Raw genomic sequence first — 24539 nt, 5'->3', positions numbered from 1 at the left:
AAGCCACTATTATAATGATTACTACTACTATATGGAGGGCTTATCCGATACATGACGGGAAAAATAAAAAAGAAAGGTTCATTATCCTAATGAATCTCTCGTAAAGCTGTGAATTTTAATTGTAAGGGCTTTGGAAACACACCCGAATTAGATATGCAAATACATCAAAAAAACGACCAGACTACTGTCTGACCGTTTTTATTTCCTTATTCTAATAAAGTGTGTAACACACCCTTAAACTATGTTTAACAATCTCAACGAACTTCATAAAACCCTGCTCCTTCTTTCGAATAATGAGGCCGTATGCTCGGGTCACCCTTCTCTAACCAACTTGCTCCACGCTCTACACGGTAAGTAACCTCCCAGTTGGTTTTTTCCTCACCTCTAGTTCCTGTTTCTTTTAATGTGATGTGATACGTCCCGTCATCCCTTTTTTTAACGTTGGTTTCCCGCACAACATGAAACCCATGGATCGTTAACTCCAATCTTCCTGACTTATTCGGGAAGCTACTATATTCAGGTAAGGTTACGACAAAATCCAGAGCTTCTTCTTCTGTAAAAGGATCGATTGTATCGCTAAAAAAGCCTAAGACTATCGAAGGGATAAGAAATAAAACGAAGAGAAAAGTTATCGGTTTTAACGTTCGCCCTTGGGTTTGACGAAATTTTATCCAAAAGTCGATCAACCCATAAAAAAGGGCAGCAATAAATCCCATTATCGCAATAGAGTAGTCTAAATCAAGTAGACCGATTAGTGAACCGAAAACTCCGTGAAGAAGTATATAGCATACTGAAGCCATTTTAGATGGTCGAAAAAAGCGATAGAACATCCATTCTAAGAGATGTGAAACAACACTTCCGTAGATTAAGATGATGGCTCCTGCATATACAAAAAAGATACCAGAAAAGAATAAATAGTTAATACCAGGATTCCCCATAGCCGATGACCCTATCGCCATAAAACCTGAAAACAATAGGGCAGAAAATATCGTTGCTAATAACTTGCGAAGTATTCGATCATTACTCATACTATTTCTCCCCTAAACAAGCTTTGTGTTTATTTCAATCATTAACACTGTTGTTAGAACGCATATTGATACAGCCCATAATATAACGGACCAATCATGATCAAGGCTGTTAACCCAAAAACAACCGGCTGTGCTGCTTTTGGTATCTCATCATTCGTTTCCTCTTTAAACTTCTTAATACCATACATGAAATCCCAAATAAGACCACCGATAAATACAATCTTCCAAACCAACGGATTTAAAAGATCATTATTTGTTACATATCCAAAAAGGCCAATCCATGTGATGATCGAGATTATAAAATCTAATTTCGCCGAATTCGATTTATAACCGCCTTTAATAAAATAACCAATTGCAAAAGCTCCCAAAACACCTAAGTAAATTATCCATAAAATATCTGTCATGCTTTCTCTCGTCCCCTTTTTCTCTTCTACTCTCATTATATGACTTACTTTTATTCCCGAAAAGATGGTCATTTAGAAAATCCTTCTATTTTTTAGCTCCAATTTTGTATTGATACCTTTTTATAAATAAGTTACCATTACAGTGGTTACTTTTTGAAAGAAGGTAGATAAACGTGAATAAACGTGTTTACTTATTAACGATCGTTTCGTTTGTTGTCGGAATGGTCGAATTGATTATAGGCGGTATTCTAGACTTAGTGACAGAGGATCTTGGGGTGAGTCTCGGAAAAGCTGGATTCCTGATCACGATTTTCTCACTCGTTTTTGCGATTGCGGCGCCAATTTTATTAACGATGACAGCTAAAATAGAGAGAAAGCGTCTGACTCTAATCTCTTTGGTTGTATTTTTATTAGGAAACATACTTGCGATCTTGAGTCCTACTTATTCGATGTTATTAATTGCTCGTATTTTATCTGCAGCAAGCAGCTCACTTTTGGTGGTTTTATGTGTGACAATCGCATCAAATATAGTTGAAGAAAAATACCGTGCTCGCGCGATCGGCGTTGTCTTCATGGGAATCAGTGCTTCACTTGTGCTCGGCATCCCAATTGGGTTAATGCTCGGAAATGCATTCGGCTGGCGTGCACCATTTATCTTGATCACTGGGCTAACCGTGTTATCTATACTTGGCGTGTATTTCTTTATGGGACGCCTCGAACCAAAACCGGCTATCCCAATCAAACAGCAACTGCGCACGCTAAAAGACCGAACCGTATTGTTTGCTCAACTTACATCATTCCTGTTACTGGCCGGCCATCTTACGTTATACGGTTACTTAACGCCTTTTCTAAAAATGACGCTTGGGCTTAATGGAACATGGGTAAGTATTGTATACTTGATATTCGGTGTTGCAGCGGTATTTGGCGGCGGTTTCGGCGGCATGCTCGCTGACCGTTTCGGTACGAAACCTACTATATTAGTTGTTACAATAATTTTTGGCATCTCAATCTTTATGATTCCATATACAACTTTTGCGTTTCCGTTATTTTTAGTGGTCATGATCATCTGGAGCATGCTCAGCTGGGCGATTACACCTGCCATGCAAAGCTATCTGATCGAATCAGCTCCTGAGACATCCGATATTCAGCAAAGTCTAAACAACTCGGCGCTTCACTTCGGCATTGCTTTCGGGTCCATGATCGGCGGAATCGTGATCGAACAGACATCTGTAGAGATGAATGCAACAGTTGGCGGATTTTTGGTCATACTGGCATTAGGTGCAGCCGTTCTTTCCATGACAAAAAAAGAGCGTTCTGAGAGAGCTGCCCATACCATTAGCTAGTCTCGCAAAACTATGGCATGATTATGAGAGATAAAAAATTCTGAGGAGGTGAAGCCGTTACAGCTGTCAATGACTGGTTGTAATGGTGGACAAATGAGTATTCATATTGGTGCAAAACAAGGTGAAATTGCAGAAAGCATTCTATTACCGGGAGACCCGCTTCGTGCAAAATATATCGCAGAAACATTTCTAGAAGATGTAACATGTTACAACGAAGTTCGCGGAATGCTTGGATTCACAGGAACTTACAAAGGAAAACGCGTATCTGTTCAAGGGACAGGCATGGGGATTCCTTCAATCGGAATCTACGCAAACGAACTGATTCGTGAATATGGCGTGAAAAACTTGATTCGCGTTGGAACTTGCGGTGCGATCCAGCAAGACGTAAAAGTTCGTGACGTAATTTTAGCAATGACAGCTTCTACAGATTCTCGAATGAACCACTTAGCGTTCCCTGGCATCGACTTTGCACCATGCGCAAACTTCGACCTATTGAAAAAAGCGTATGAAGCTGGAACTGCCAAAGGCTTAAAGATCAAAGCTGGTAACGTATTAACAGCTGACTTGTTCTACCGTGACAGCATGGATATCGTGAAAAAGCTGGCAGAAAACGGCGTACTAGCTGTAGAAATGGAAACAACAGCACTTTACTCAATCGCAGCGAAATACGGAGTGAACGCACTTTCAATCTTAACAGTAAGTGATCACATCTTTACTGGTGAGGAAACTTCAGCAGAAGAACGCCAAACGACGTTCAACGATATGATTGAGATGGCGTTGGAAGTAGTGAGTTCAGAACAATAATAATGTAAAGGGCATGACTGTTTTCAGTTATGCTCTTTTTATTTCCTCGGGTTTGACTCATAGGAAGGCCCGTTTGACTCATAGACCCTTTGTTTTGGCTCATAGAATTATGATTGGTTCATAGAAGTTTCATTTCGACCCATAGAGTCACTATTTTGACTCATAGACCTGACACTTCGGTTCATAGACTCTTGGATTTGGTTCATAGGAAATCTATATAACAAAAAAGGAATGAACTAAAGTATCCTCTTAGTTCAATCCCTCTTAACTTAGTATCTCAATTTCATCAGAACACTTCTTATTTCTTCATCATTCATCAACAGATCAGAGTGCTTCTCATTGATCTTCGCCAAAGCCACATCATGATAAAAGAACTCGATGAACACTTTAATGAACGGTCTGGATTTTGTTTTCAACGCCTGCCAGCTTTGATTTTCCACCCCGGCAAAAATAACTTCTTCCTCATCGACAACCACCAACCGAAAGCGTTCCAGCGAGTGGTGTTCCTGTGCTGGAATAAGTGTATGTACGTTCTTTAGCGAAGACTCCAACTCTCCGACCACAAGGACTTCCACATCAATTCCCTGCTTTTCTTTTTCCTCAAGGATCGGCAAGTAATCACGAACATCATCCTGCCAAGCGGAAACCTTAATTGATTTCTCTGCCGCTTGGAGAATCTGCTTCGTCTGTGCTCGAATCGAAGAATCCACTTTCAAACTCCATACGTGTTCATCATAGAACTTTCTTTTTGAAGTGCTTGTTTTTAACCGCTCAACGTTTTCCTGAAATTCAGTCGTCAACTTCTCGATCACGATGGACAGCGGAAGTGCGGTATACAGCTTCTTTTTTTCCGAAACCGAATCCAGCACCATCCCTTTTTCAATCATGCGCGTGAGCACTTCGTATATCTTTGATTTCGGTACACCTGAATATTTAACGATGTTCGTAGCGTCCATCGGTTCCTCACTAGACGCAAGGACTTCGAACACCTGACTCTCATATTGTGAAAAACCGAATTTTTGTAGCATGGTTCCTCCTAAAATAACTTCTATAAAAAATAGTTGCATCTCTCATTCTTACCGGTTATGTATCCATTCAATTCTTCTTCTGTTATTTCGTGATTGCCCTCCTCTATCTTAAAGCAACTAGGACAAGCTTTTAAAACGAAAACTGTTAATTAAAATATTTTTCAGCATACTTCCATACACATGCCAGCCAAAAGATTGCAGCTATTGGTCTTGGGTCTTTAAATATTATCTTCTCAAGCCTTTCAATTTTTTCTAGTTTAACAATAAACATATCCCTCTTCACTAAAATCACAAAATAAGTATGCATCACAATTACGATTAACGGAAGGATTAATGTACTGAAAATCCAGTAAGGTTTATGAAGCGGCTCCCAAACTTCAATTTCAAAGATTAATAAAAGCACTGGTACTGTAAATGTAAAAATAATAAGAGAAGAATAAGATAATAAGACGTAATAATAACGTTCTCTTTTTTTCCATTTAAATTGTATAAACATGATAAACGGAAGTGCCGTCAAAAGAAATAGAAAATAAGTAAAAACCTTATCTAAAGTATCCATAGACATGATGCTAACCTCTTTTGTGTACTATTATTATTTATATTTTCCTTTTATTGCTTACTGTGGTCAATAACTATTCATCTATTACTTTTGTTTTAGTTAAGACATTTTTCTTTAGGCACATGTAACCAACTTCATGACAAAACTCATTTGTAACTTGATAAAATAATTCGTCATGCAATAATGTAATTAAAACGCTTACATGAAAGGGGAAAAAGATGCAGAAGTATTTTCAGATTGTACTAGCATTCATTTTTATGGTTTCAATTGTGTTTCCAACTCAGTCAGAGGCATCCGAAACACAATCCTCTTTAGTTAACCTCGATCACTTAGATTTTTTAAATGAAGAGGTCACGATTGACGGTAAAGAGATGCTGATTACACACATCTATTCTGAGTATCCGGATTACGAATGGGTGGATGATGCAGATGAAGGGATTGCTTGCGTGGATGATGTGGCGCGGGCAGCTGTCGTTTACTTGAACCATTACGAACAAACAAAGGATAATGCATCCCTAGAAAAAGCTAAGAAAGCACTAAACTTTGTCATGTACATGCAAGCGGATGACGGAGAATTTTATAACTTTATTTTTGACGACTATTCTATTAATACTGACGGTCCGACTAGCAAGAAGTCTTTTGACTGGTGGGCGGCGAGAGCAATGTGGTCGATCGGCCATGGCTATAAATTATTTTCCAAAACGGATCCTGCTTATGCAAAAGAACTAAAAGAAAGCTTCTTACTAGCGAACAATGCTTTACAAAAGAAAGTGAACGAAAAATACGGAGAGTACAACATCATTAATGGCTACAAAGTTTCTGCATGGATCGGCGGCTTTGACGCGATGTCCAATGCTTTACTTGGTCTCTCAGAATTTTATGAAGCAGAAAAAAATCCGATAGTAAAAGATTCGATGTTAAAGCTCGGAAAAGGATTATCGGAGTATCAATTTGGTTCTTATACGAAATATCCGTTCGGGGCTCACCTCGACTGGGACGGATCCCCAACCCTATGGCACGCTTGGGGCAGCGGACAATCCATGGCCCTAGCAAAAGCTGGCAATCTACTAAACAAAAAAGAGTGGATCGAATCAGCCAAGCAAGAAGCCGATCAGCTGTTTACTCACATTCTCGTAAGAGGTATGATCAAAGAGATGGCACCAACCCCAACAAAGGACGAACAAATCGCATACGGAGTAAACATGCTGACGCAAGCTTTCACTGAACTTTACCACGCAACCAACGAGAAAAAGTATGCACAATATGCAGGTATAGCTGCCTCCTGGTACACAGGCAACAATGATGCAAACTTTCAGATGTACGATTCCGATACAGGCCGAGGCTATGACGGGTTAAACGGAGTAACTGGAAAAGTGAACATGAACTCAGGCGCCGAATCAACAATTGAAGCTCTGATGTCGGTCCAAGCCATTCAACAGTTACCTGAAGCCATGAATATGTTCAACGTAAAAACAAAAGAACGACTTACATCAACCATCCATGAAGCTGAAGCATTCACTGCAAAAAGTGGCAACCCAGTCATTGAAACACCGGAAAGCGCTTGGACGGGCGATGCCCTTTTCAGCAACAAAATTGTAAAATTAAACAACAGAGACACGACCCAAAAGGAAGTAAACATTGATAAAAAGGGCTTGTACCTCATCTACGCTGCACTTGAAAAAGCACCAGCATTAGGTGGCGAGCTAAAAGTAGATTTAAAGATTGATGGACGTAAAGTACGTTCAACTGATGTTTCGGCTGCAAACAAGTACCTTACTCTAGTAAACTTAAACAGAGTGAACTACTTAGCAGCTGGAAAGCACACCATTACATTAACAGCGAAGACGCCATACAACGAGACACTCACTTTAGATAATGTTGTGGTACAGCCAGTGAATGAGTATGCAGTGTATGAAAATGGAAGTGGCGATACGTATAAGCTATTACGAAATTTGCTTCAACAAAAAAATACAATTAGATAAGATGATAAAAGACCGATTTATTTCGGTCTTTTATCTCTTTTTAAACAATAATAGATTAAGTTATCTCTAAGCTCTACGTCCCGTGTAAAGCCTAACTTTTCCATCAATTTGATAGAAAAATGCAGAAAAATGTTCTCTTTACCTGAGAGTGTTGATATTTTCAGGTACATTCTCTCAGTTTCAAGTGAAGGATAAATGTATTTTTTTATCATATAAAAATGTTAACTCCTAATTATTCTTTTAAAATTCTTTCAATATCCATCTCATAAGTCCGAATCGCATTTTCATACTTTTTAGCACCGCCTCTTTGCCTCTTGTATCTTTTAATCATAGTCGCCATAAAGTTAATGGTGGATTGCTTGGAGTGGTTTGGAAAGACTTTTTTATTTAATATTCTCCACCGTTCCGCACTGCTTTTCATTGTGTTATAGCCATTCCTGCTAAGAAATGAGTCTTTTTCATAGTTTACTTTGCTTGCTGTTGCCATATTTGACTCTTGTACATCTAAAAAAGGTATCGTGAGCGGGCTATTTTGCTGCAACAGGTACATCATTTTTGAATGATTGAGATCTCTCGCATAGGAACGAGCTGTCCTGCCATCAAGATCTTTAATGGCTGGATCTGCCCCTCTTTCTATTAATAGTTTTATAAGTTCCTCACTATTGTTTTCATTGTAGTGGCTGCAGGCATGCATAAGTGCTGTTTTTCCGAGCTGATCCTTATGGTTTAAATCAATCTTTGCATCAATCAAACTCCGAACAATGTTCATCCATTCATTGCTCTTTTGCGCCTCACTACTAGTGATCGCACACATCAAGGCATTCATTCCGTCTTGATCAATGTGATTAACATCCAGGCCTCTATCCAGGAGATAACGAATGATTTCGATTTTCCGGCAGCTTTTTATCCCTTGAATAATCACATTCTCGTTATTTAGATTTACATGTTCAAGTTTCGCTCCTGCTCTAAGCAAGTAAAGCATCATATTGAATTTTCCATGCTTAACCGCCATAAACAAAGCGGTATTCCCCTTCAAATCCTGGGTATGAATCGATATCCCGAGGTTTAAGAGAGTATCTATTAACAAAAAGTCGCCAGTTTTCGCTGCATAAAACAATGCTTTTCTTTGACACTTCTCAGAGACCTTATTGGATTTATAAATAATGGACAGTGCGTCCAGATAACCTTCTTTATACGATTTTTCCCAAATTTCCTTCAGCAGCTGAACCGGATTTTCTTCACTAACAACTGGTTTTATGGGGATCACAATTTTATGGCTATCTTCAGTGTCTTTTCTCACTTTTTCCATTCCAGAAGTACAGATATTCTTCCTACTTACATTCTGTAAAACTTGAATGTATCTTTTACTTCTAACTACTGTTTCTTGTAGAAAGTTTTTATTCATTGGCAAAATCGCCATTACTTCTTCGTATGCAAAGTCTTTAAACAACTGTTTAATCCCATTCACCCTGGCACGGTCTGCATCAATAATGACTCCATTAACATGCTTGATATCAGTAAAAATAAGAAATTTAAAGTGAACGTTTTTAGTTTCGTAAACATCCTTTTTTATCTTTTTTATCTTTTTACCTTTCTTTGTACTCATATTGACTCACCTTCACCTGTTAATAGAATGATAGTTTCTATTTATATCGGAAAAATGGATAAATATTGAAATTACATATGAGTCTTAAACAAAAAATTCCCTCTAAAAAGAGAGAACTTTATGTCACTTATCAATCCTTCAACTTCTCCTCCAATCTCCGTTCTATGACTGCGTAAGGCGATGTAAATAATCCTAATGAGAAAAGAAGTGATTGGAACGTTTCTGTATTGATATCTTGGTTTTGATAAGCGTGCCATAATAGAAATAAGCGTTCTTCTAGGAGATGGTTATGATTCTCCACATACGACAAGCGCGTTGGTAGTGGAATTGAATCTAATTGTGTTTTTGAAAATGGCATGGGAGTGGCTTTTTGAATGGATTCTTTGTAATTCTGAATAATCTTCAACGTTTCATTTTTCCATTTATGTTGATAAGAGATGTGATTTAATTGATCACTATCCAACTCACAAACCGTTTCAGCGATTAATGCAAAAATCGGATCTTTCAATGCTTCATCGTTTATTTCCTTTTCAATTAGTGCCTTGAACGCATTCCATTCTTCTTCATACCCTTGGTGAACAAGCGGATAGAGAGTTTCATTTATTAATCGTGGAAGTTGATAACAGGTTGCTTCTATTAGAGAATAAAGGAATAATGCGGCAAGTTTAAAATCTTCTGCACGCAGCTTTTCACTGGCTGACCGATCTCCTCTTAAAGAAGCAATCAATAAATTGCTTCTGCGTGTAAGAGTATCGCTTCTTTTATCTCTTCTTTCTCTGTTTTGTAATAGGTTAGCAAGGCTATTATTCGGCTTATACATATACGAAAAGACGTAATGATCGAGTGGGACAATTTTAACATTATAAGAATTAGGCGAATTTTCTCGAATATTATTCATAATGGTTGTCACCCAGTCTGATTTGCTGTCCTCCGTAAAGTGGGTACAGAACCCTAACGTTTTACTTTCAACGCATCCCGCCAAATATACCCAACTTGAAATTTTTTATTAATAAATACATGTAACACGCTTGAATATTCTACATCTATGCAGGGATCTCCCTCTTGTTTCAAGGTGTAAATATCATTATTCGTTTCTGCAAAAAGAGGATGATTCACTAAAACTTGATGTATGCTCACACACATACCTCCTTTAAAATACCTACTCATCTTTGCAGTTTATGAGGTAATATATGGAAATAGAGTCAAATAAATGGCTGGAAAAATCTACATAGGATTATCGAGAAATGTCGACTTGAGTGTATAATTCATTATCTGTGAGATTAAGTTGAATTTTCGTTAAATTATTGTTCATTTTCGTTGAATTATTGTCCATTTTCGTGAGATTAACTTCCTAAGAGCTGCTACTCCCCCTCTCCTCAATCCTCTCACACACAAGAAACTTCCAGAACGTTCACCTTCTAACCAACTACTGACCAGTTTTGTACCAAGACTATCCTTTTTTAATGAATTTCATCTTACTTTAATCAGCATAGGACATTTCCCCCATTGAATACCCTATTCGAGGGAGGTGGCTAATGAAAAAATACATCGTGGCTAGTTTTCTTTTGATGCTTTTCCTTCTTTCAGGATGCGGGGATCCTGTGCAGGATGATTTGCTTGACTACGTGAACGAAAAGATGCCTTCACTCGGTAAGGAAGAGACGAAAATCTTGGGGAAATATGAGGATGTGACCGGGCCGAACTATACGGATGATCAAACGCTATATGATGCATTAAAAGTGGAGATCATACCGGCATACAATCAGTACATTGAAGATTTGGAGTCTGTGAAACTTGAAACCGAGGAGCTCAGAAAGATTCATGAAGATTACATTGAGGCGGCCAATATCCAGGCTAGTGCTTTTCTTACAGTTATTACGGCCCTCGAAAATCAGGATAGCGGACTCATCAATGAGGCAAATCAAAAACTGAATACAGCGCGGAAAATGATGCGGGACTATCAAAATGCGGTGGAAAAACTCGCGAAGGAACATGATGTGAAGCTAGAAAAGAATAAAGATGCAAAATCCCTTTAACTATAAATACGACGTTTACACTTTTAGGTATAAGTTAAAAAAGTGATTTTACTAGTCTTAAAAGAGGCAAAGTTTAAACATTTGTTTAAACTGTGCCTCTTTTTCTTTACTAATTTTTTCTCTCTATCGTTCTTGAATTTTCAATACGAATACTGCATTAAAACATACTTTAGGGACAATTTGACTCGTCCCTAACAAGAACTAGGAAAATATGTTGAGTTTGTAAAAAGTGTAAATAATACATAAGATTTAAATTTTTTGTATATTCGACATTTTTCAACTTTACTTTCGATTATTACATGCTAAATTAATATCGTATGACAAAATTGAAGGGAATGTGATGGGATGGTTTTAACTAATAAGTTTAAAAGTTTACTAGCTTCCACACTTGCCGTTGGGTTAATTTCTTCCTCAGTGGCAATGCCGGCTTTTGCTGAATCAAATAGTGTTGAAAAAAAGCCAAAAGATCCTACATTTAATTTATCGCTTATGCATACAAACGACACGCATGCTCACCTAGATAACGTTGCACAGCGCATTACAGCGATCAAAGAAGTTCGTGCTGAAAAGCCGAGCGCTCTTCTACTTGACGCTGGAGATGTTTTCTCTGGAACGCTTTATTTCAACGAGTTCAAAGGACAAGCTGATCTTGAGTTCATGAATCTAGCAGGCTATGACCTTATGACTTTTGGAAACCACGAGTTTGACCTTGGTTCCAGTGAAGAAGGACACAAAGCTCTAGCTGATTTTGTAAAGAATGCAGATTTCCCATTCGTAAGTACGAATGTTGATTTTTCTATAGACGAAAACATGAAATCACTATTTAAAAATCAAGTGAAACACTCTCCAAAAGACAGCACGATTTACCCTTCTGTTGTTAAATGGGTAGACAAACAACGTGTTGGATTTATCGGACTTACAACTGAAGAAACAGCTGATATCTCCAGCCCCGAGAGTGTGGAATTCAAAAATTACATTAAAGAAGCTAGAACAGCAGTTAAAGCACTGGAACGCCGCGGCGTTAACAAAATTGTTGCCATCACACACCTTGGATATGACGACAACGTTGCATATGACAACGATCTTGAACTAGCAAAATACGTGGACGGACTTGATGTAATCGTTGGCGGACACAGCCATACAAAACTTACAGCGCCTGTAGTGATTACGAAGGACGAGCACGGAAAAGACAAAGATGCGACGGTTATCGTTCAAGCTTCACAATATGGTGATTTCCTAGGTACACTTGATGTTGAGTTTGACAAAAAAGGTAAAGTGGTTGGACAAACAGGAGCACTAATCGAAGTAAAAACAAAAGCTGCTGATCCAGAAGCTGCTGAGCTATTGAAAAAGTACTCAAACAAAATCGCTGAGTTGAAGAACAAGCCTACTGGCGGCGTGGCTGAAAAAGAACTAGCTAACCCTCGTTCAGAAGGTGACGGACCAAGTGTACGCAGCAACGAAACAGAGCTTGGAAACCTGATCACAGACGGCATGCTTGATAAAGCTAGAGAGTTCAACCCGAATGTAGCGATGGCATTCCAGAACGGCGGCGGAATTCGTGCGCCATTCGATGCAGGTGAAATCACTTACGGTGAAGTATTAACAACACTTCCATACGGAAACACACTTGCAACAATGAAGTTGACTGGTGCTGAAATTAAAGCTGCTCTTGAGCACAGTGTGAGTCAATCTCCAAAAGAAAGCGGCGGATTCCTACATGTGTCTGGTATGAAGTTCACGTTTAACAGCACAAAAGCTGCAGGCGGCCGCATTGTAACGATGGAAGTAAAAAATGCTGATGGAACGTACACAGCAATCGATACAGCAAAAGAATATGTAATTGCAACAAATGCCTTCACTGCTAAAGGCGGAGACGGGTTTACTGTATTTAAAACGGCTTATGAGCAAGGACGCGTAACTGACTTAGGTGCTTCTGACTGGGAGAACCTGCGTGATTATGTAGCAGAATTAAAAACGGTAAATCCACAAATCGAAGGTCGTATTGTGGATGTAGCTAGACAATAAGTTATGGAGGCAGACTTATGGTTTGCCTCTTTTTTATTTTTCATCTTGTTTCCTTTTAATTCTTATTTCTCCTAACGAAAATAGCCCCCTAAATCAAAAGAGGGCTAAGTAGTAGAATTTATTCAAAATTCCATTTTAATGTATTCTCGGACGGCTTCCCATTAAAAAACAGATTAGCACCATACTCCAAAGCAAGTGTAGTCTTACCAAATGGAGCCCTAAAAGCCAGTTCAACTTGTTTATTCTTATTTTTTAGGTTTGATGCTAACAGAAAATGTATCTTCAGCTTTTTCAGTCGTAAAATCAAGATCTATCTTTAATCTTCCTTCCTCATCGGCATCCGCTTTTATCACTTTCGTTCTGCCTGCCCCCTTAACTTTCACTTGGTAGAGTCCATGAGGCGTAAACCATGGAGCTGTTCGTATCTCTGCTTTTCCAGATCCAGTGAGATCAAATCCTTTGGTTGAAACATTGGAAAGCTTGGCAAACTCCATATTTTTTCTTTGGAATTCCACCTGCCAGCTATAGACAGAAAAGGAATTTTCCGCTGATTTATAACTAAAAGGAATAGGTGCTTCCGGCGGATTATTAAAGATCTCCATGAATCTTGGCAAGGCCTGATGCAGATCTCGCTGCCAGTATCCCCATGTATGAGAGCCAGGTCCGTAACTATCCCAAACGTGCGAAATATTTAGTTCTTCCAACCGATTATGAAGACTAGTCGACATTACAAAACATGTCTTTTCAACAGGTGATTCCATTCCACCGTCCAATGGTCCTCCCGCTTCACCTGTACCGGTGTGAATAGCAAGATCTACTCCCTCTAGATTCTCTGCCAAATCCCACGGGTTATGGCTTCTCCAGATGATCTCATGTGTCTCCCTGTCACCCCAAACGGTTCCAGGAGGCACTTTCTCCTGATTTTGAAAAATGGTCTTCTCTAAAAAGTCAGGATCTAAATTGGTATCAAGTACACCGGAGAAAGAGGCAGCTGTAACAAAAAGGTCAGGATGACGTGCTGCATAAGACATCGCTCCAAAGCCTCCCATAGATAACCCCGCTACTGCCCGTCCTTCTCTCGTTCCTTTCGCCCGGTACTCCTGTTCAACCCATGGAATCAGTTCATTAATATGATACTTCTCCCACTCCGGAGTTCCATAGTCTCCCTGGTTGTACCAATCCGAATAGCTGGCTCCTCTTCCTGCATCCGGCATCACAACGATCAGCGGCAGGTTTTCCGTTGCTTTTTCAATATCTGTCCGTGCTGTCCATGCTTTATAGTCTCCGCAGCATCCATGCAATAAGTAGAGAACCGGGTAGGTTTCATTGGAATCCTCATACCCTTTAGGCAGCAAGATACGCAGCGAGGTCTGTTTACCTAGTGCCGGGCTTTCCAGCACGATGTCGTGTTGCCTTTCGCTAAGCAGCGTATCAGAAACCAGTCTTACCTTTGCTTGTGCTTGTCCACTCGGATAAAGTCCGACAATCAACAGTATCACCAACATACTTTTGAGCAAGATTCGAAACATAGAATGTACTCCTCTCTTAGCATTACCTGAATTTTCCTTATATAAGAATAAGATTACATGCCATATGCTAGATTTACAATAAGACGAAGTGCTCGACATGAGCACCTTCAAAGTGGGATTATTTACTTATTAAAATGTATTAGATGAAGTTCCTGTTTAACGTTCAATACTCCTATACGAAAATAACCAAGTATTTGATATGGTATTTATTACTAGATATGAGAGGTGTCGATATGATTATTGTTCTGATTTTATTTGCACTCATTGCAGGCATGGCACTACCAACACAATTCAGCATCAATGCACAGTTAAGGACTTTAGTCGGTTCTCCTATCCTGGCTTCTACGATCTCCTTTATTGTGGGATCTATCGCATTATTAATTCTGTCATTCTTTAATCATGGAATAAAAGTTAGTAAAGATTGGATAGAGGCACCTTGGTGGGTTTGGACTGGCGGCTTATTAGGAGCTTTTTATGTAGTTGCCACCGTTGTCTTAATACCTAGGATCGGTGCAGCATCAACAGTAGCTTTTATACTAACTGGACAAATCATAGCTTCTGTACTGATTGATCATTTTGGACTTCTCGGGGTGCATGTCCAGCCGGTCAATTTTTATAAACTTATTGGTGTTTCCCTCATTATTATAGGGGTGTATTTTGTACAGAAATATTAATAGGAAAGTGTACCGGACGCATATTATCAAAAAAAGAGACCCCAATGGGTCTCCCTCATATCTTAATATGGGTTTTGTGAATGTCCGGTGCAAGTTCTTACCGTTTGTTTTTCCATAAACAAAAAAATCGTTTCTTCTCTATCTAATCTTTGCTCTTTGAAGCCTTTGTATCCTAACTTCTCATAAAAAGAGATGTTTTTCGTGCTTTTACTCCCCGTAAACAATTCATAGCGACAATCAGAAAACAATTGTTCAATTTCCTTCATTAACTTTTTTCCAATTCCTCTGTTTTGGAAGTCAGGATGGACCATTAATTTTCCAATAAAACAGGTTCCTTCTGTTTCATATGCTTTAACAGAACCGACAATTTTCCCGTTATCGACATATTTTAAAACAAGATGATCATCGAATGTTTTTTCGATATCGCTAACCGATTGTTTGAGAGGTTCTATGTCATAATTACCATACAATTCGGCTTCACTCACATATGCTAATTTTTGTAACGAAAGTATTTCTGAAGCATCTAGAACGGTTGCTTTAGTAATAGATTCCATCGTATGAATCCCCTCTTTGTTTATGATTAGGTATAAGATTCAATATTCCCCGTAAGCACTATTTTTTCCTTCTACAGCCGTAGAGCCACACTTCAGAAAACAACCAAAATTTAAACAGACGTTTAGAAAAAGGACACTAAAATCAAATTTACCCCTGATTTTCCATAGTAGTTTTACTAAACCTTTATGATCTAAAGAAAATATTTAGTTGACGGTCGTTAAATATTTACATTCTTTTGTTATTCTCTATTTGTACAACCAATTCTAAGGGAGGGAATACACTGGCAACCTAACTAAATTACTTTGTTTGTGACGGAATTTTATTTGTAGAAGACACCCGCTCCTTCAATTCCTTGACCGAAGCATCAAGCAATCGACACAACAATTGATACATTCTTCCTTGAACTAGTTGTACCTCTACTTGGACCCGATACCCTTCAAACCTTTTAAACCAATACTCGTCACTTTAAAGACATCTTGTTTCCTCCATTCAATGAAAATTTTTTAAGAAAGGATTAATATATTTTTTAATAAAAACAAGTTATATTTTTAATTTCTATTTGTACTGGAGCAAAGATAGTGGGGAGTACAGTTGAAAAGTTATAGGGATGTGTAGAGAGGGTACCTAGGACTAAACAGATTGTATCTTCAGCAATTTTCCGTAAAATGATTAGAACTAATTGTACACTATCCGCTTCATCCACAAAGATCAGGCTCTTGTTCGCTTTCATATTTAGTAGCATAGTACTCAGATATGATATAATGCGGTGCAAAACTACCTTTTGTATCATTAGAATTACGCCAATTCTTCCTGTTCTCCAAATTCAAAATCAACTTAAACAAAACAGAAAGATACCCCTTAACACTAGGAGGTATCTTTCTTTCTAATCTTTTCGCTTTAAATTAAACTGTAAAACAGCCATTATGGCATAAAACATTAGGTATGTAAGAATAAGAAATCGCTCTATACTTTGTTCCCCAGTAACTCGAAGTTCCATCCACCCCACCCAATCCTTGTATAGCACAAAAATAGATAAGGCTAAAATCAAACTAATAAACGCTGAATACTTGTAACGTGCTTTAAAGAAGAACAAGATCAACATTTGTGCTCCAATCATCATCATACATAACAAAGCAGTTAGAAATGTATGCTCTTCATTCCATACCAAATAAGAGGTTATAACACTTTCTGAGAAAAACATAAAAACACTTAATAATATACTTACAATTAATATTGGCAAGGTTTTAGTATCCATTTTTAGACTCATTCTATTTGTAATCAATTCTATCGCGGCTTCAATTTCTGCATTTGTTGGTGAAATAAAACTACCATTGTCTACACAAAGTTTAGCTGCAGGTACTTTATTGTGTTCAGCTCTCGTCCGTGTTTCCCTCAACATATATTTCGCCCCTATTATGTCTGCTTTTTTATACTCCCTATATATATCGGTAAAAAAAGAATGAATTATACCGTGTCATATTGGCTAATTCCACATGAGGAGATAAAGGAATTTTTATTCCTAGGACAATTTTTCTCAAGAATACAGTGATTGTGGGAGGTGAACGATGAAGAACTACGTGTTAATGGGTATCCTTTGTTTCATTTTCATTCTTTCCGGGTGTGGAGATCCTGTTCAAGATGAGCTGTTGAATTATGTGAACGAGGAAATGCGTGCACTTGGAGATAAAGAAGGAGAAATCGTTGAGAAGTATGCTGATGTAACTGGGCTTAATTACACAGATGATGCTACATTGTATAACGCCTTAAAAGAGGAGATCATTCCTGAGTACAACGTGTTTATAAAAGACTTGGAGGCTGTGGAAATCGATTCGGATGAGCTGGTGTCGTTTTTGAAAACTATATTGAAGAAACTGAAGAAGCTGTAAAGAACCTTGAACGCCGTGGAATCAATAAAGTTGTTGCTATCACACATCTTGGATTTGATGATAATCCAGCGTACGACAACGATCTGGAACTTGCAAAGCATGTTGAAGGCCTTGATGTCATCGTCGGCGGACACAGTCACACAAAACTAGCTGAACCAATTGTTGTCGCTAATGATGAAAACGGACAAACGAAAGACCCAACCGTTATTGTTCAAGCCTCTCAATACGGAGATTTCCTAGGTACACTTGATGTTCAGTTCAACAAAAAAGGTGAAGTTATCGGACAAGCTGGCGAATTGATTGAAGTAAAGTTGAAAGCGGAAGACGCTGAAGCTGCAGAACTGCTTAAAAAGTATTCTAGTAAAATTGAGGAATTAAAGAATACACCCACTGGCGGATTAGCTGAAAAAGAACTCTCTAATCCTCGTTCAGTAGGTGACGGACCGAGTGTCCGCAGCAACGAAACAGAGTTAGGCAACCTGATCACAGATGGAATGCTGGATAAAGCAAAGGAATTCAACCCAAACGTTGTTATGGCATTCCAAAACGGCGGTGGAATCCGTGCTTCAATTGATCAAGGCGAAATCACTTACGGTGAAGTATTAACGACACTGCCATTTGGTAACACACTTGCGACAATGACATTGGCAGGTTCTGAAATTAAGACAGCTCTTGAGCACAGTGTAAGTCAATCACCTAAAGAACATGGCGGATTTCTTCATGTATCTGGCATGAAGTTTACTTACGATAGCACGCAGCCAGTGGCAGCCGTGTAGTTTCGATGGAAGTTAAGAATGATGATGGATCTTATACGGCAATAAATCCTGCTCAAGAATATGTAATCGCAACAAACGCATTTACAGCTAAAGGCGGCGACGGATTCACTGTATTCAAAAACGCTTATGAGCAAGGCCGAGTAACAGACTTAGGCGCTTCTGACTGGGAGAACCTGCGTGATTATGTAGCTGAATTAGGCAGTGTTAATCCGCAGATTGAAGGAAGAATTGTGGATGTATCAAGACCATAAAGATTTTGAATTAACCTCGGATTTTTTCTGGGGTTATTTTTTTATGCATCAAGCCAGTTATATCGTGTTTCCTTAAACTTAGATGCATGCTCTCTTCTCTTTTCAGCACTAAACATACCACTTAACGTTCCATAAAAATACTGCATAAACGTAGATTTGATTTTTCGCTTTTTGTAGTAGAAAACAGTAGTCTTGAAGGCGTCTATTACCACTGATGTTAAGTATTCAATAGGAGTTTCAAACTTACACTTCTCATAGACAAGGCAAGCTTTTTCCCAAAAGGTATAGATTTCATTCGCCCGATCAAAAAATGGTGTAACTGTTTGTATGAATGTTTGTGGAACAGAATCTGGAACGAAGGTGTAATCGAGGTCTTGAAGTTGAGGAGACTTTGAGGAATTTTGTTGAGAGTTGCTGACGTTCTCCTGACGTATGTTTAGATCTTTATTTTTTAGATTTAAGAAAAGATTTTTAGTTTCCGGCTCAGAATTACTGATGTTCGCGCTACTCTCACTTGGTGTTTCGGGTTCCTCACGCTGAGTCATTTCTTTTTCATGTGATGAGTCAAATGGCTGAAAAACAAATACATTATGAGCAAATCCTCCGCTTGTTCGATACGTTTTATACACTTTAAGAATCCCAGCTGCTTTTGCCTTTCGCAGCATCCGGACAAATGTTGCGCGCGATAATCCTCCTTCGTTTCCAGTACATGCAGTCACTAGTGTTTCAATTTTGGCATTGGCTACTCCAGGTACACGAACGCTGTACTGACTTAACACTTCAAACGCGATAAATTCAGACCTAGTGAAGAGATCCGGAAGGTGCTGAAGAAACCGCTCCTTATGGTCATTAAACTCCACCAAACTATTAAACTTGCTAAGATTTTTGAACTGATAGATGTTCCCTGCTCTCAATTTTCTTCCTCCTCAGTTTATTGACTTATCTTTAAGTGTTTTGAAGAAAAGAAAAAGAGCCATTAGAGAGAAAAAAATTTTATTATAGCACGTAACTATGTTTATTCCATTGTGAGATGGGAAGAAAGGAGTTATGAGAGATTAAAAAGGAGTGATGTTTAAAATGTCTAATCAAAGTCATCCAACAGGTCAACCAGCACAGCATCAAAATCAGCAGCCAGGTGTTGAAACAGAAATGACGCCTAAACCACAATCTGAAAGTCCCACTTATAAAGGTAGCGGAAAACTGAAAGGTAAATCGACGCTGATTACTGGAGGAGACAGCGGAATCGGTAAAGCAGCTGCAATCGCTTTTGCGAAAGAAGGAGCGAATGTTGCCATCGTTTATTTAGAGGAGTCTAATGATGCAGAAGAAACGAAAAAGCAAATAGAAGAAGAAGGTGTGAAGTGCTTACTTATACGAGGAGATATTGGAGATGAGTCGTTCTGTGAGCAAGCCGTACGTGATGTAGTTGGTTCATTTGGCGGACTCGACGTCCTTGTAAACAATGCTGCAGAACAGCATCTGCAGCAGAACTTTGAAGATATTACGGCTGAACAGCTCGAAAAAACGTTCCGCACAAATATATTCTCTATGTTCCACTTAACAAAGGCTGCCCTTCCTCACTTGAAGCAAGGAAGCAGCATAATTAATACAGCATCGATCACAGCGTATCAGGGACACCCGGAATTGATTGATTACGCTTCAACAAAAGGAGCGATTGTTTCGTTTACACGCTCATTGTCGAATAACCTGGTCAAGAAAGGAATTCGTGTAAATGGAATTGCACCAGGTCCTATCTGGACACCACTTATTCCGTCAACATTCTCTGCTGATAAAGTGGAGCAGTTTGGCAAAGATACACCTATGGGTCGTCCAGGACAGCCAGAGGAGTTGGCACCAGCTTATGTTTACTTAGCAAGTGAGGATTCTTCATATGTTTCAGGGCAGATGATTCATATTAATGGTGGTAAGGTTGTGAATGGATAATATACATACAAAAACCCCTTTTATAGGGGTTTTTGTATGTAATAAAGTTCAGCTTTTGTTGTAGCCATTTTTATTCTTAACTTGCCAGTTCCAAGAATCTCGTAGCATATCTTCTAAAGTTCTTTCTGCAACCCAGCCTAGTTCTTGTCTTGCTTTTGTTGGATCTGCATAACTAACAGCAATATCTCCAGGGCGTCGGCCTGTAATTTCATATGGAATATTAATGCCACTTACCTTTTCAAATGTTTTAATTATTGCTAGAACGCTGTACCCTTTTCCAGCACCTAAGTTATACGCGTTTATCCCTGGGTTAGTTAAAACTTTATCCAGTGCCTTTAAGTGTCCATTCGCAAGATCAGCTACATGGATATAATCACGTACACCTGTACCATCTTCAGTATCGTAATCATTACCAAATACATGGACTTTTGAAAGCTTACCGACAGCAACTTGAGTAATGTAAGGTGTTAAGTTATTTGGAACACCGCTTGGATCTTCTCCGATTAATCCACTCTCGTGTGCACCCACTGGATTAAAGTAACGAAGCAATGCTATACTCCATTCAGAATCTGATGTATGCAAATCACTAAAAATTTGTTCGAGCATTAGTTTAGTCCAACCATATGGGTTTGTTGCACCAAGTGGAGAATTTTCTTTAAGTGGTACATTTTCAGTTGATCCATAAACCGTTGCAGATGAACTAAATACTAGTTTCTTTACATTATATTCTTTCATCATTTCGCATAAGACAAGTGTACTTGTTATGTTATTATGATAATAGTAAAGTGGCCTCTTAACAGATTCTCCTACTGCTTTTAAACCAGCAAAATGAATGACTGCCTCAATATTGTTTTCAGAAAAAACCTTTTTAAGCTTGTCTTTTTCTAAAAGGTCTATATTGTAACATTTAATCTTTTTACTAGTGATAGTATGGATCCTATTAAGTACTTCCGGTGTACTATTTATAAAATTATCAATGATAATAACATCAAATCCTGAATCTATTAATTGAACAACGGTGTGACTGCCAATATATCCAGCCCCACCAGTGACTAGAATAGCCATTAAAACACCTCCAATTAACTCAAATTAACAAAGCGGTTATTAAATTTCAATCGTCACTATTTGACTTTAAACCTTGTTTTTTTATAATAATATTTGTAATTTTCTTACAATCACCCATATCTAATACCCAAAAAATTTACTAATAAAATATCTTTATTTCTTTATTTTTATCTTAAGTCTTATTTGCTATAAAATAATTATAATTTTTGATTTATCATTATTTAATCTTAATCTTTTTCAACGTTAATTTTTTTACAATTTCAATTTCCTTAATATTCATAAAATAGATAATGAAACTATAGACTAAAACTCCTAAAATAATAGATATTATTAATAATAATATCTCATTCAAAAATACCAACTTATTGTGAACAATTAATATGATTAACCCCATTATAAGTGAAGCAAAAAAAACTTTAAAAAATGTTATTAATACATTCTTTATTCCAAAAGGACCGATTTTTTTTCTAAGACTTATAAATAATAATATAGAACAGAATATAGCAGAAATACTTGTAGCTAATGCAAGACCATTAATTCCCATATACTTTGATAATATTATATTTAAGACTATATTTAACATCATAGATATAGCAGCGTTAATCATTGGCGTTTTAGTATTTTGTAAAGAAAAAAAAGCTCGAGACAGTATCTCTCTTAATGCAAATCCAATCATTCCAATAGAGTAATAGAATAAAGCATCAGATGTCATTATTATTGCATCTTCACCGAATGCTCCTCTACCAAATAGTAATTTAACCATAGGTTTTGCTAACACCATTGAGCCTATAATTACTGGTAAAACCAAAAGTATTATTATGCTTAAGGTTTTTGAAATAAATTTCTTTAATTCACCAATATTATTTTCTGAAGCCATTTTAGATATATAAGGATAAATTACAGTTACAATTGACATAACAAAAATTCCCTGAACAAATATATTGAAACGATCTGCATAGTTTAATGCCGATATTCCACCAATTGTTATCTGAGAAGCCATAGTTCGGTCTACAATTACATTAATTTGATTAACTGAAACCCCTAATATTACTGGGAGGGATAAAAGAAAAGTTTTTTTAAAATATTTATCTTTTATATTTATATAAAATTTATATCTAAAACCTCTTTTGTAAATAAAAAGAAGTAAAAATAGCATTTGTACAAAAGTAGCAACTACCATACCAATTGCTAAAAAATCATGATTGAAATTATGACTAATTACAATCGAAGCAATTAAAGTAAGATTTAAGGGTAACCCCATAATTGCTGGTATTACAAAATCTTTGTGATAGTTTAAATAGCCACTAAACAAATATATTAACACGGCGAAATACATTGCAAAGGCACTTATCTTTGTAAAATGTACTGCCAAGTTGAATACTTCCCCCTCAAAACCTGATGCGAAAAGCTTTATTATATATTCTGCAAATAATAAAACAGAAATAAACAAAAACGTACAAATTATAATTATGAAATTAATAAGGCTATTAGTATATTTGTCGGCATATAAATTTCCCTTTTCTTTAATTATATTGCTATACATTGGGATAAAGGTTGTTGTAAGACCGGTTGCTATAAATGCTACAATTGTGGTCGGAATAATTATTGATACTAGATATGCATCACTTATATATGAAATCCCATAATAATATGACAACACTACATCCCTACCGAAACCTATTATTTTGGTGAATAATGTGCATATCATTAGTATTATTGCAGTTCTTTTCATTATTAATATCCCCAATTAGGGTCTCTTGACCCTTTTATCTGCAGCTTTCAAACTAATTAATAACATCCCTAAAAAAAACCATACCATTCTTGCATTATTTAATGAAATTGCTAATGATCCTATTAAAAAAACGATTAATATATCTCTTAATGTACAATTTAATTCAGTGCCTATATTTTTCTTAAAAGTTATTTTACCAATAAGAAAAAATATGTACATAAACAAAATTGTAGATAAAACAATTCCCCACTCAGTGAATAACTGTAAATAAGTATTATGAGCTATAACATTTATGTTGAACATTTTTTCGGAGATTCCTAAGTAAGTTCCTATTCCAATCCCAATTATGGGGGATAATTTAATAATTTCAATTGCAGCCATCCAAGCAGAATTTCTACTAGAACCATTTTCCGAAACAGAATTATCAAAATCAATTAGTAGTTGTTGAACTCTTGAAAATGCCGGAAAAATATTTGCGATTGTTTCAAGTAAACTGTTAAGATTAAAAACTGCATAAATAACAATTAATAATATGGGAATTAAAAGACTTATATTTATTATAATTTTATTAATTTTCTTCCGCGCTTTAAAAATATTCTCAACTAATCTAAAAATAAAATAACAAAAAACGGTAATAAATCCAGTCTTAGATCCTGAAATGAATATAGATAAAATTATAAAGAATACAGCAATTTTAGACATTAATTTACCTGCATTTTTAGTTCTACTAAAATAAGCTATAGCCGAAACTTGAATAATTGCATAATAATTTGGATCATTCATCAATCCTTTAAAACGAGTAGTCCCTAAGAACAAAGTTTCAGTTAAAAAATTTATATTTAATGTAGTAAGTAAAATTCCCAATGTTCCAATTGCTAAAGCAGTTAAAGAGTACCATTTTACGGTTTTTTCCATGTAATAATGATTGGGAACATTGTAACCCACTATAAAATAAGAGAAAATAATTAAAAGTTTTAAATAGTTTATAAATATGTTTCCAGTCGATGGATAATATTCAAAAGCTACTGGGACATAAAATGTCGAAGTAAAAAGAATTATCACAGAAAGGAGTAAAAAAAACAGAGTAGGTTTAATCGGAAACAACAATTTATTATTTAACAATAAAAATAGTAATGTTATCACACAAAATAAATCTGCGAAAGAAATATTAGCCCCGTTAATTATAGTGGATTGATTTAAAAATATTGCGATAAAGACAATTAATAATAAATAAAATTTATTATTTATATTATTTGTTTGTAATGTATACATTATTTTTTAAAAACACCTTCCTAACTTTCTTTCGGGT

The 24539-nt window shown here is 37.0% G+C and carries 22 protein-coding genes and 1 pseudogene; 9 read left to right on the top strand and 14 right to left on the bottom strand.

What is annotated here, in order from left to right; genetic code table 11:
• Nucleotides 1-254: 254 nt before the first annotated feature.
• Complete coding sequence (locus ACFW35_RS01970) at nucleotides 255-1028, bottom strand: hypothetical protein (protein ID WP_379843385.1); 774 nt, start codon at nucleotides 1026-1028, stop codon at nucleotides 255-257.
• Nucleotides 1029-1081: 53 nt separating this feature from the next.
• Entirely contained in the window at nucleotides 1082-1504 is a 423-nt protein-coding gene (locus tag ACFW35_RS01965; RefSeq protein ID WP_379843383.1) for a hypothetical protein, read from the bottom strand.
• 101 nt (nucleotides 1505-1605) lie between these two features.
• Between ACFW35_RS01965 and ACFW35_RS01960 the strand changes: the two genes are divergently transcribed.
• Both ACFW35_RS01960 and deoD read left to right on the top strand, forming a co-directional pair.
• Nucleotides 1606-2775, top strand: a complete 1170-nt coding sequence (locus tag ACFW35_RS01960; protein ID WP_379843382.1) for an MFS transporter — start codon at nucleotides 1606-1608, stop codon at nucleotides 2773-2775.
• A 93-nt stretch (nucleotides 2776-2868) separates the two neighbouring features.
• Nucleotides 2869-3579 carry a purine-nucleoside phosphorylase gene (gene deoD / locus ACFW35_RS01955; RefSeq protein ID WP_379843380.1) on the top strand — a complete coding sequence of 237 codons (711 nt, stop codon included), beginning with the start codon at nucleotides 2869-2871 and terminating at the stop codon, nucleotides 3577-3579.
• Nucleotides 3580-3848: 269 nt separating this feature from the next.
• Here the strand turns inward: deoD and ACFW35_RS01950 are convergent, their stop codons facing one another.
• Both ACFW35_RS01950 and ACFW35_RS01945 read right to left on the bottom strand, forming a co-directional pair.
• Nucleotides 3849-4607, bottom strand: a complete 759-nt coding sequence (locus ACFW35_RS01950; RefSeq protein ID WP_379843379.1) for a TrmB family transcriptional regulator — start codon at nucleotides 4605-4607, stop codon at nucleotides 3849-3851.
• A gap of 145 nt (nucleotides 4608-4752) precedes the next feature.
• Nucleotides 4753-5172: a hypothetical protein gene (locus ACFW35_RS01945; RefSeq protein WP_379843377.1), complete on the bottom strand. Its 420-nt coding sequence runs from the start codon at nucleotides 5170-5172 to the stop codon at nucleotides 4753-4755.
• A gap of 212 nt (nucleotides 5173-5384) precedes the next feature.
• Between ACFW35_RS01945 and ACFW35_RS01940 the strand changes: the two genes are divergently transcribed.
• Nucleotides 5385-7148 carry a hypothetical protein gene (locus tag ACFW35_RS01940; RefSeq protein WP_379843375.1) on the top strand — a complete coding sequence of 588 codons (1764 nt, stop codon included), beginning with the start codon at nucleotides 5385-5387 and terminating at the stop codon, nucleotides 7146-7148.
• Between the two features lie 232 nt (nucleotides 7149-7380).
• Here ACFW35_RS01940 and ACFW35_RS01935 read toward each other — a convergent pair whose 3' ends face one another.
• The 3 genes from ACFW35_RS01935 to ACFW35_RS01925 all read right to left on the bottom strand — a co-directional run bounded on the left by ACFW35_RS01935 (nucleotide 7381) and on the right by ACFW35_RS01925 (nucleotide 9891).
• Nucleotides 7381-8754 carry an ankyrin repeat domain-containing protein gene (locus tag ACFW35_RS01935; protein ID WP_379843373.1) on the bottom strand — a complete coding sequence of 458 codons (1374 nt, stop codon included), beginning with the start codon at nucleotides 8752-8754 and terminating at the stop codon, nucleotides 7381-7383.
• A gap of 130 nt (nucleotides 8755-8884) precedes the next feature.
• Nucleotides 8885-9652 (bottom strand): hypothetical protein, encoded by a 768-nt coding sequence (locus ACFW35_RS01930; protein ID WP_379843372.1) that lies wholly within the window; start codon nucleotides 9650-9652, stop codon nucleotides 8885-8887.
• Between the two features lie 53 nt (nucleotides 9653-9705).
• On the bottom strand, nucleotides 9706-9891 hold the full coding sequence (locus ACFW35_RS01925; protein ID WP_379843370.1) for a hypothetical protein: 186 nt from the start codon (nucleotides 9889-9891) through the stop codon (nucleotides 9706-9708).
• Between the two features lie 398 nt (nucleotides 9892-10289).
• On the opposite strand from ACFW35_RS01925, the gene ACFW35_RS01920 reads away from it, so the two are divergent.
• Both ACFW35_RS01920 and ACFW35_RS01915 read left to right on the top strand, forming a co-directional pair.
• Nucleotides 10290-10790 (top strand): hypothetical protein, encoded by a 501-nt coding sequence (locus tag ACFW35_RS01920; protein ID WP_379843369.1) that lies wholly within the window; start codon nucleotides 10290-10292, stop codon nucleotides 10788-10790.
• A 345-nt stretch (nucleotides 10791-11135) separates the two neighbouring features.
• Entirely contained in the window at nucleotides 11136-12818 is a 1683-nt protein-coding gene (locus tag ACFW35_RS01915; RefSeq protein WP_379843367.1) for a bifunctional metallophosphatase/5'-nucleotidase, read from the top strand.
• A gap of 245 nt (nucleotides 12819-13063) precedes the next feature.
• Here the strand turns inward: ACFW35_RS01915 and ACFW35_RS01910 are convergent, their stop codons facing one another.
• A complete protein-coding gene (locus ACFW35_RS01910; RefSeq protein ID WP_379843365.1) occupies nucleotides 13064-14347 on the bottom strand; it encodes an alpha/beta hydrolase in 1284 nt (427 codons plus the stop codon).
• A gap of 233 nt (nucleotides 14348-14580) precedes the next feature.
• On the opposite strand from ACFW35_RS01910, the gene ACFW35_RS01905 reads away from it, so the two are divergent.
• A complete protein-coding gene (locus ACFW35_RS01905) occupies nucleotides 14581-15021 on the top strand; it encodes a DMT family transporter (protein WP_379843364.1) in 441 nt (146 codons plus the stop codon).
• A 62-nt stretch (nucleotides 15022-15083) separates the two neighbouring features.
• Here the strand turns inward: ACFW35_RS01905 and ACFW35_RS01900 are convergent, their stop codons facing one another.
• Together ACFW35_RS01900 and ACFW35_RS01895 are read right to left on the bottom strand one after the other, a co-directional pair.
• Nucleotides 15084-15575: a GNAT family N-acetyltransferase gene (locus ACFW35_RS01900; RefSeq protein ID WP_379843362.1), complete on the bottom strand. Its 492-nt coding sequence runs from the start codon at nucleotides 15573-15575 to the stop codon at nucleotides 15084-15086.
• Between the two features lie 884 nt (nucleotides 15576-16459).
• Nucleotides 16460-16975: a hypothetical protein gene (locus ACFW35_RS01895; protein ID WP_379843360.1), complete on the bottom strand. Its 516-nt coding sequence runs from the start codon at nucleotides 16973-16975 to the stop codon at nucleotides 16460-16462.
• 166 nt (nucleotides 16976-17141) lie between these two features.
• Here ACFW35_RS01895 and ACFW35_RS01890 point away from each other — a divergent pair, with 166 nt between their 5' ends.
• Complete coding sequence (locus tag ACFW35_RS01890; RefSeq protein WP_379843359.1) at nucleotides 17142-17462, top strand: hypothetical protein; 321 nt, start codon at nucleotides 17142-17144, stop codon at nucleotides 17460-17462.
• Between the two features lie 494 nt (nucleotides 17463-17956).
• Nucleotides 17957-18489 (top strand): annotated as a pseudogene (locus tag ACFW35_RS01885) (5'-nucleotidase C-terminal domain-containing protein).
• A 41-nt stretch (nucleotides 18490-18530) separates the two neighbouring features.
• On the opposite strand, the gene ACFW35_RS01880 reads toward ACFW35_RS01885, so the two are convergent.
• The gene (locus ACFW35_RS01880; RefSeq protein ID WP_379843357.1) at nucleotides 18531-19403 is read right to left on the bottom strand and encodes a hypothetical protein; all 873 of its coding nucleotides are present in this window, start codon (nucleotides 19401-19403) and stop codon (nucleotides 18531-18533) included.
• 163 nt (nucleotides 19404-19566) lie between these two features.
• Here ACFW35_RS01880 and ACFW35_RS01875 point away from each other — a divergent pair, with 163 nt between their 5' ends.
• A complete protein-coding gene (locus ACFW35_RS01875; protein WP_379843356.1) occupies nucleotides 19567-20433 on the top strand; it encodes an SDR family oxidoreductase in 867 nt (288 codons plus the stop codon).
• A 48-nt stretch (nucleotides 20434-20481) separates the two neighbouring features.
• Here ACFW35_RS01875 and galE read toward each other — a convergent pair whose 3' ends face one another.
• The 3 genes from galE to ACFW35_RS01860 all read right to left on the bottom strand — a co-directional run bounded on the left by galE (nucleotide 20482) and on the right by ACFW35_RS01860 (nucleotide 24502).
• Complete coding sequence (galE, locus tag ACFW35_RS01870; protein ID WP_379843354.1) at nucleotides 20482-21498, bottom strand: UDP-glucose 4-epimerase GalE; 1017 nt, start codon at nucleotides 21496-21498, stop codon at nucleotides 20482-20484.
• Nucleotides 21499-21715: 217 nt separating this feature from the next.
• Entirely contained in the window at nucleotides 21716-23230 is a 1515-nt protein-coding gene (gene murJ, locus ACFW35_RS01865) for a murein biosynthesis integral membrane protein MurJ (protein WP_379843353.1), read from the bottom strand.
• Between the two features lie 15 nt (nucleotides 23231-23245).
• The gene (locus ACFW35_RS01860) at nucleotides 23246-24502 is read right to left on the bottom strand and encodes an O-antigen ligase family protein (protein ID WP_379843351.1); all 1257 of its coding nucleotides are present in this window, start codon (nucleotides 24500-24502) and stop codon (nucleotides 23246-23248) included.
• Nucleotides 24503-24539 lie beyond the last annotated feature (37 nt).

The sequence above is a fragment of the Fictibacillus sp. NPDC058756 genome (genome assembly GCF_042746035.1).
Classification (GTDB): Bacteria; Bacillota; Bacilli; order Bacillales; family Fictibacillaceae; genus Fictibacillus.
This window is presented reverse-complemented; position numbering and strand designations above follow the sequence as displayed.

What these genes read in the sequence shown, in the direction of transcription:
- murJ (WP_379843353.1), bottom strand. Translation starts at nt 23,230, where the DNA reads ATGAAAAGAACTGCAATAATACTAATGATATGCACATTATTCACCAAA.
- galE (WP_379843354.1), bottom strand. Translation starts at nt 21,498, where the DNA reads ATGGCTATTCTAGTCACTGGTGGGGCTGGATATATTGGCAGTCACACC.
- ACFW35_RS01930 (WP_379843372.1), bottom strand. Translation starts at nt 9,652, where the DNA reads ATGAATAATATTCGAGAAAATTCGCCTAATTCTTATAATGTTAAAATT.
- ACFW35_RS01875 (WP_379843356.1), top strand. Translation starts at nt 19,567, where the DNA reads ATGTCTAATCAAAGTCATCCAACAGGTCAACCAGCACAGCATCAAAAT.
- ACFW35_RS01910 (WP_379843365.1), bottom strand. Translation starts at nt 14,347, where the DNA reads ATGTTTCGAATCTTGCTCAAAAGTATGTTGGTGATACTGTTGATTGTC.
- ACFW35_RS01970 (WP_379843385.1), bottom strand. Translation starts at nt 1,028, where the DNA reads ATGAGTAATGATCGAATACTTCGCAAGTTATTAGCAACGATATTTTCT.
- ACFW35_RS01900 (WP_379843362.1), bottom strand. Translation starts at nt 15,575, where the DNA reads ATGGAATCTATTACTAAAGCAACCGTTCTAGATGCTTCAGAAATACTT.
- ACFW35_RS01950 (WP_379843379.1), bottom strand. Translation starts at nt 4,607, where the DNA reads ATGCTACAAAAATTCGGTTTTTCACAATATGAGAGTCAGGTGTTCGAA.
- ACFW35_RS01945 (WP_379843377.1), bottom strand. Translation starts at nt 5,172, where the DNA reads ATGTCTATGGATACTTTAGATAAGGTTTTTACTTATTTTCTATTTCTT.
- ACFW35_RS01935 (WP_379843373.1), bottom strand. Translation starts at nt 8,754, where the DNA reads ATGAGTACAAAGAAAGGTAAAAAGATAAAAAAGATAAAAAAGGATGTT.
- deoD (WP_379843380.1), top strand. Translation starts at nt 2,869, where the DNA reads ATGAGTATTCATATTGGTGCAAAACAAGGTGAAATTGCAGAAAGCATT.
- ACFW35_RS01920 (WP_379843369.1), top strand. Translation starts at nt 10,290, where the DNA reads ATGAAAAAATACATCGTGGCTAGTTTTCTTTTGATGCTTTTCCTTCTT.
- ACFW35_RS01860 (WP_379843351.1), bottom strand. Translation starts at nt 24,502, where the DNA reads ATGTATACATTACAAACAAATAATATAAATAATAAATTTTATTTATTA.
- ACFW35_RS01940 (WP_379843375.1), top strand. Translation starts at nt 5,385, where the DNA reads ATGCAGAAGTATTTTCAGATTGTACTAGCATTCATTTTTATGGTTTCA.
- ACFW35_RS01965 (WP_379843383.1), bottom strand. Translation starts at nt 1,504, where the DNA reads ATGACCATCTTTTCGGGAATAAAAGTAAGTCATATAATGAGAGTAGAA.
- ACFW35_RS01915 (WP_379843367.1), top strand. Translation starts at nt 11,136, where the DNA reads ATGGTTTTAACTAATAAGTTTAAAAGTTTACTAGCTTCCACACTTGCC.
- ACFW35_RS01905 (WP_379843364.1), top strand. Translation starts at nt 14,581, where the DNA reads ATGATTATTGTTCTGATTTTATTTGCACTCATTGCAGGCATGGCACTA.
- ACFW35_RS01890 (WP_379843359.1), top strand. Translation starts at nt 17,142, where the DNA reads ATGAAGAACTACGTGTTAATGGGTATCCTTTGTTTCATTTTCATTCTT.
- ACFW35_RS01895 (WP_379843360.1), bottom strand. Translation starts at nt 16,975, where the DNA reads ATGTTGAGGGAAACACGGACGAGAGCTGAACACAATAAAGTACCTGCA.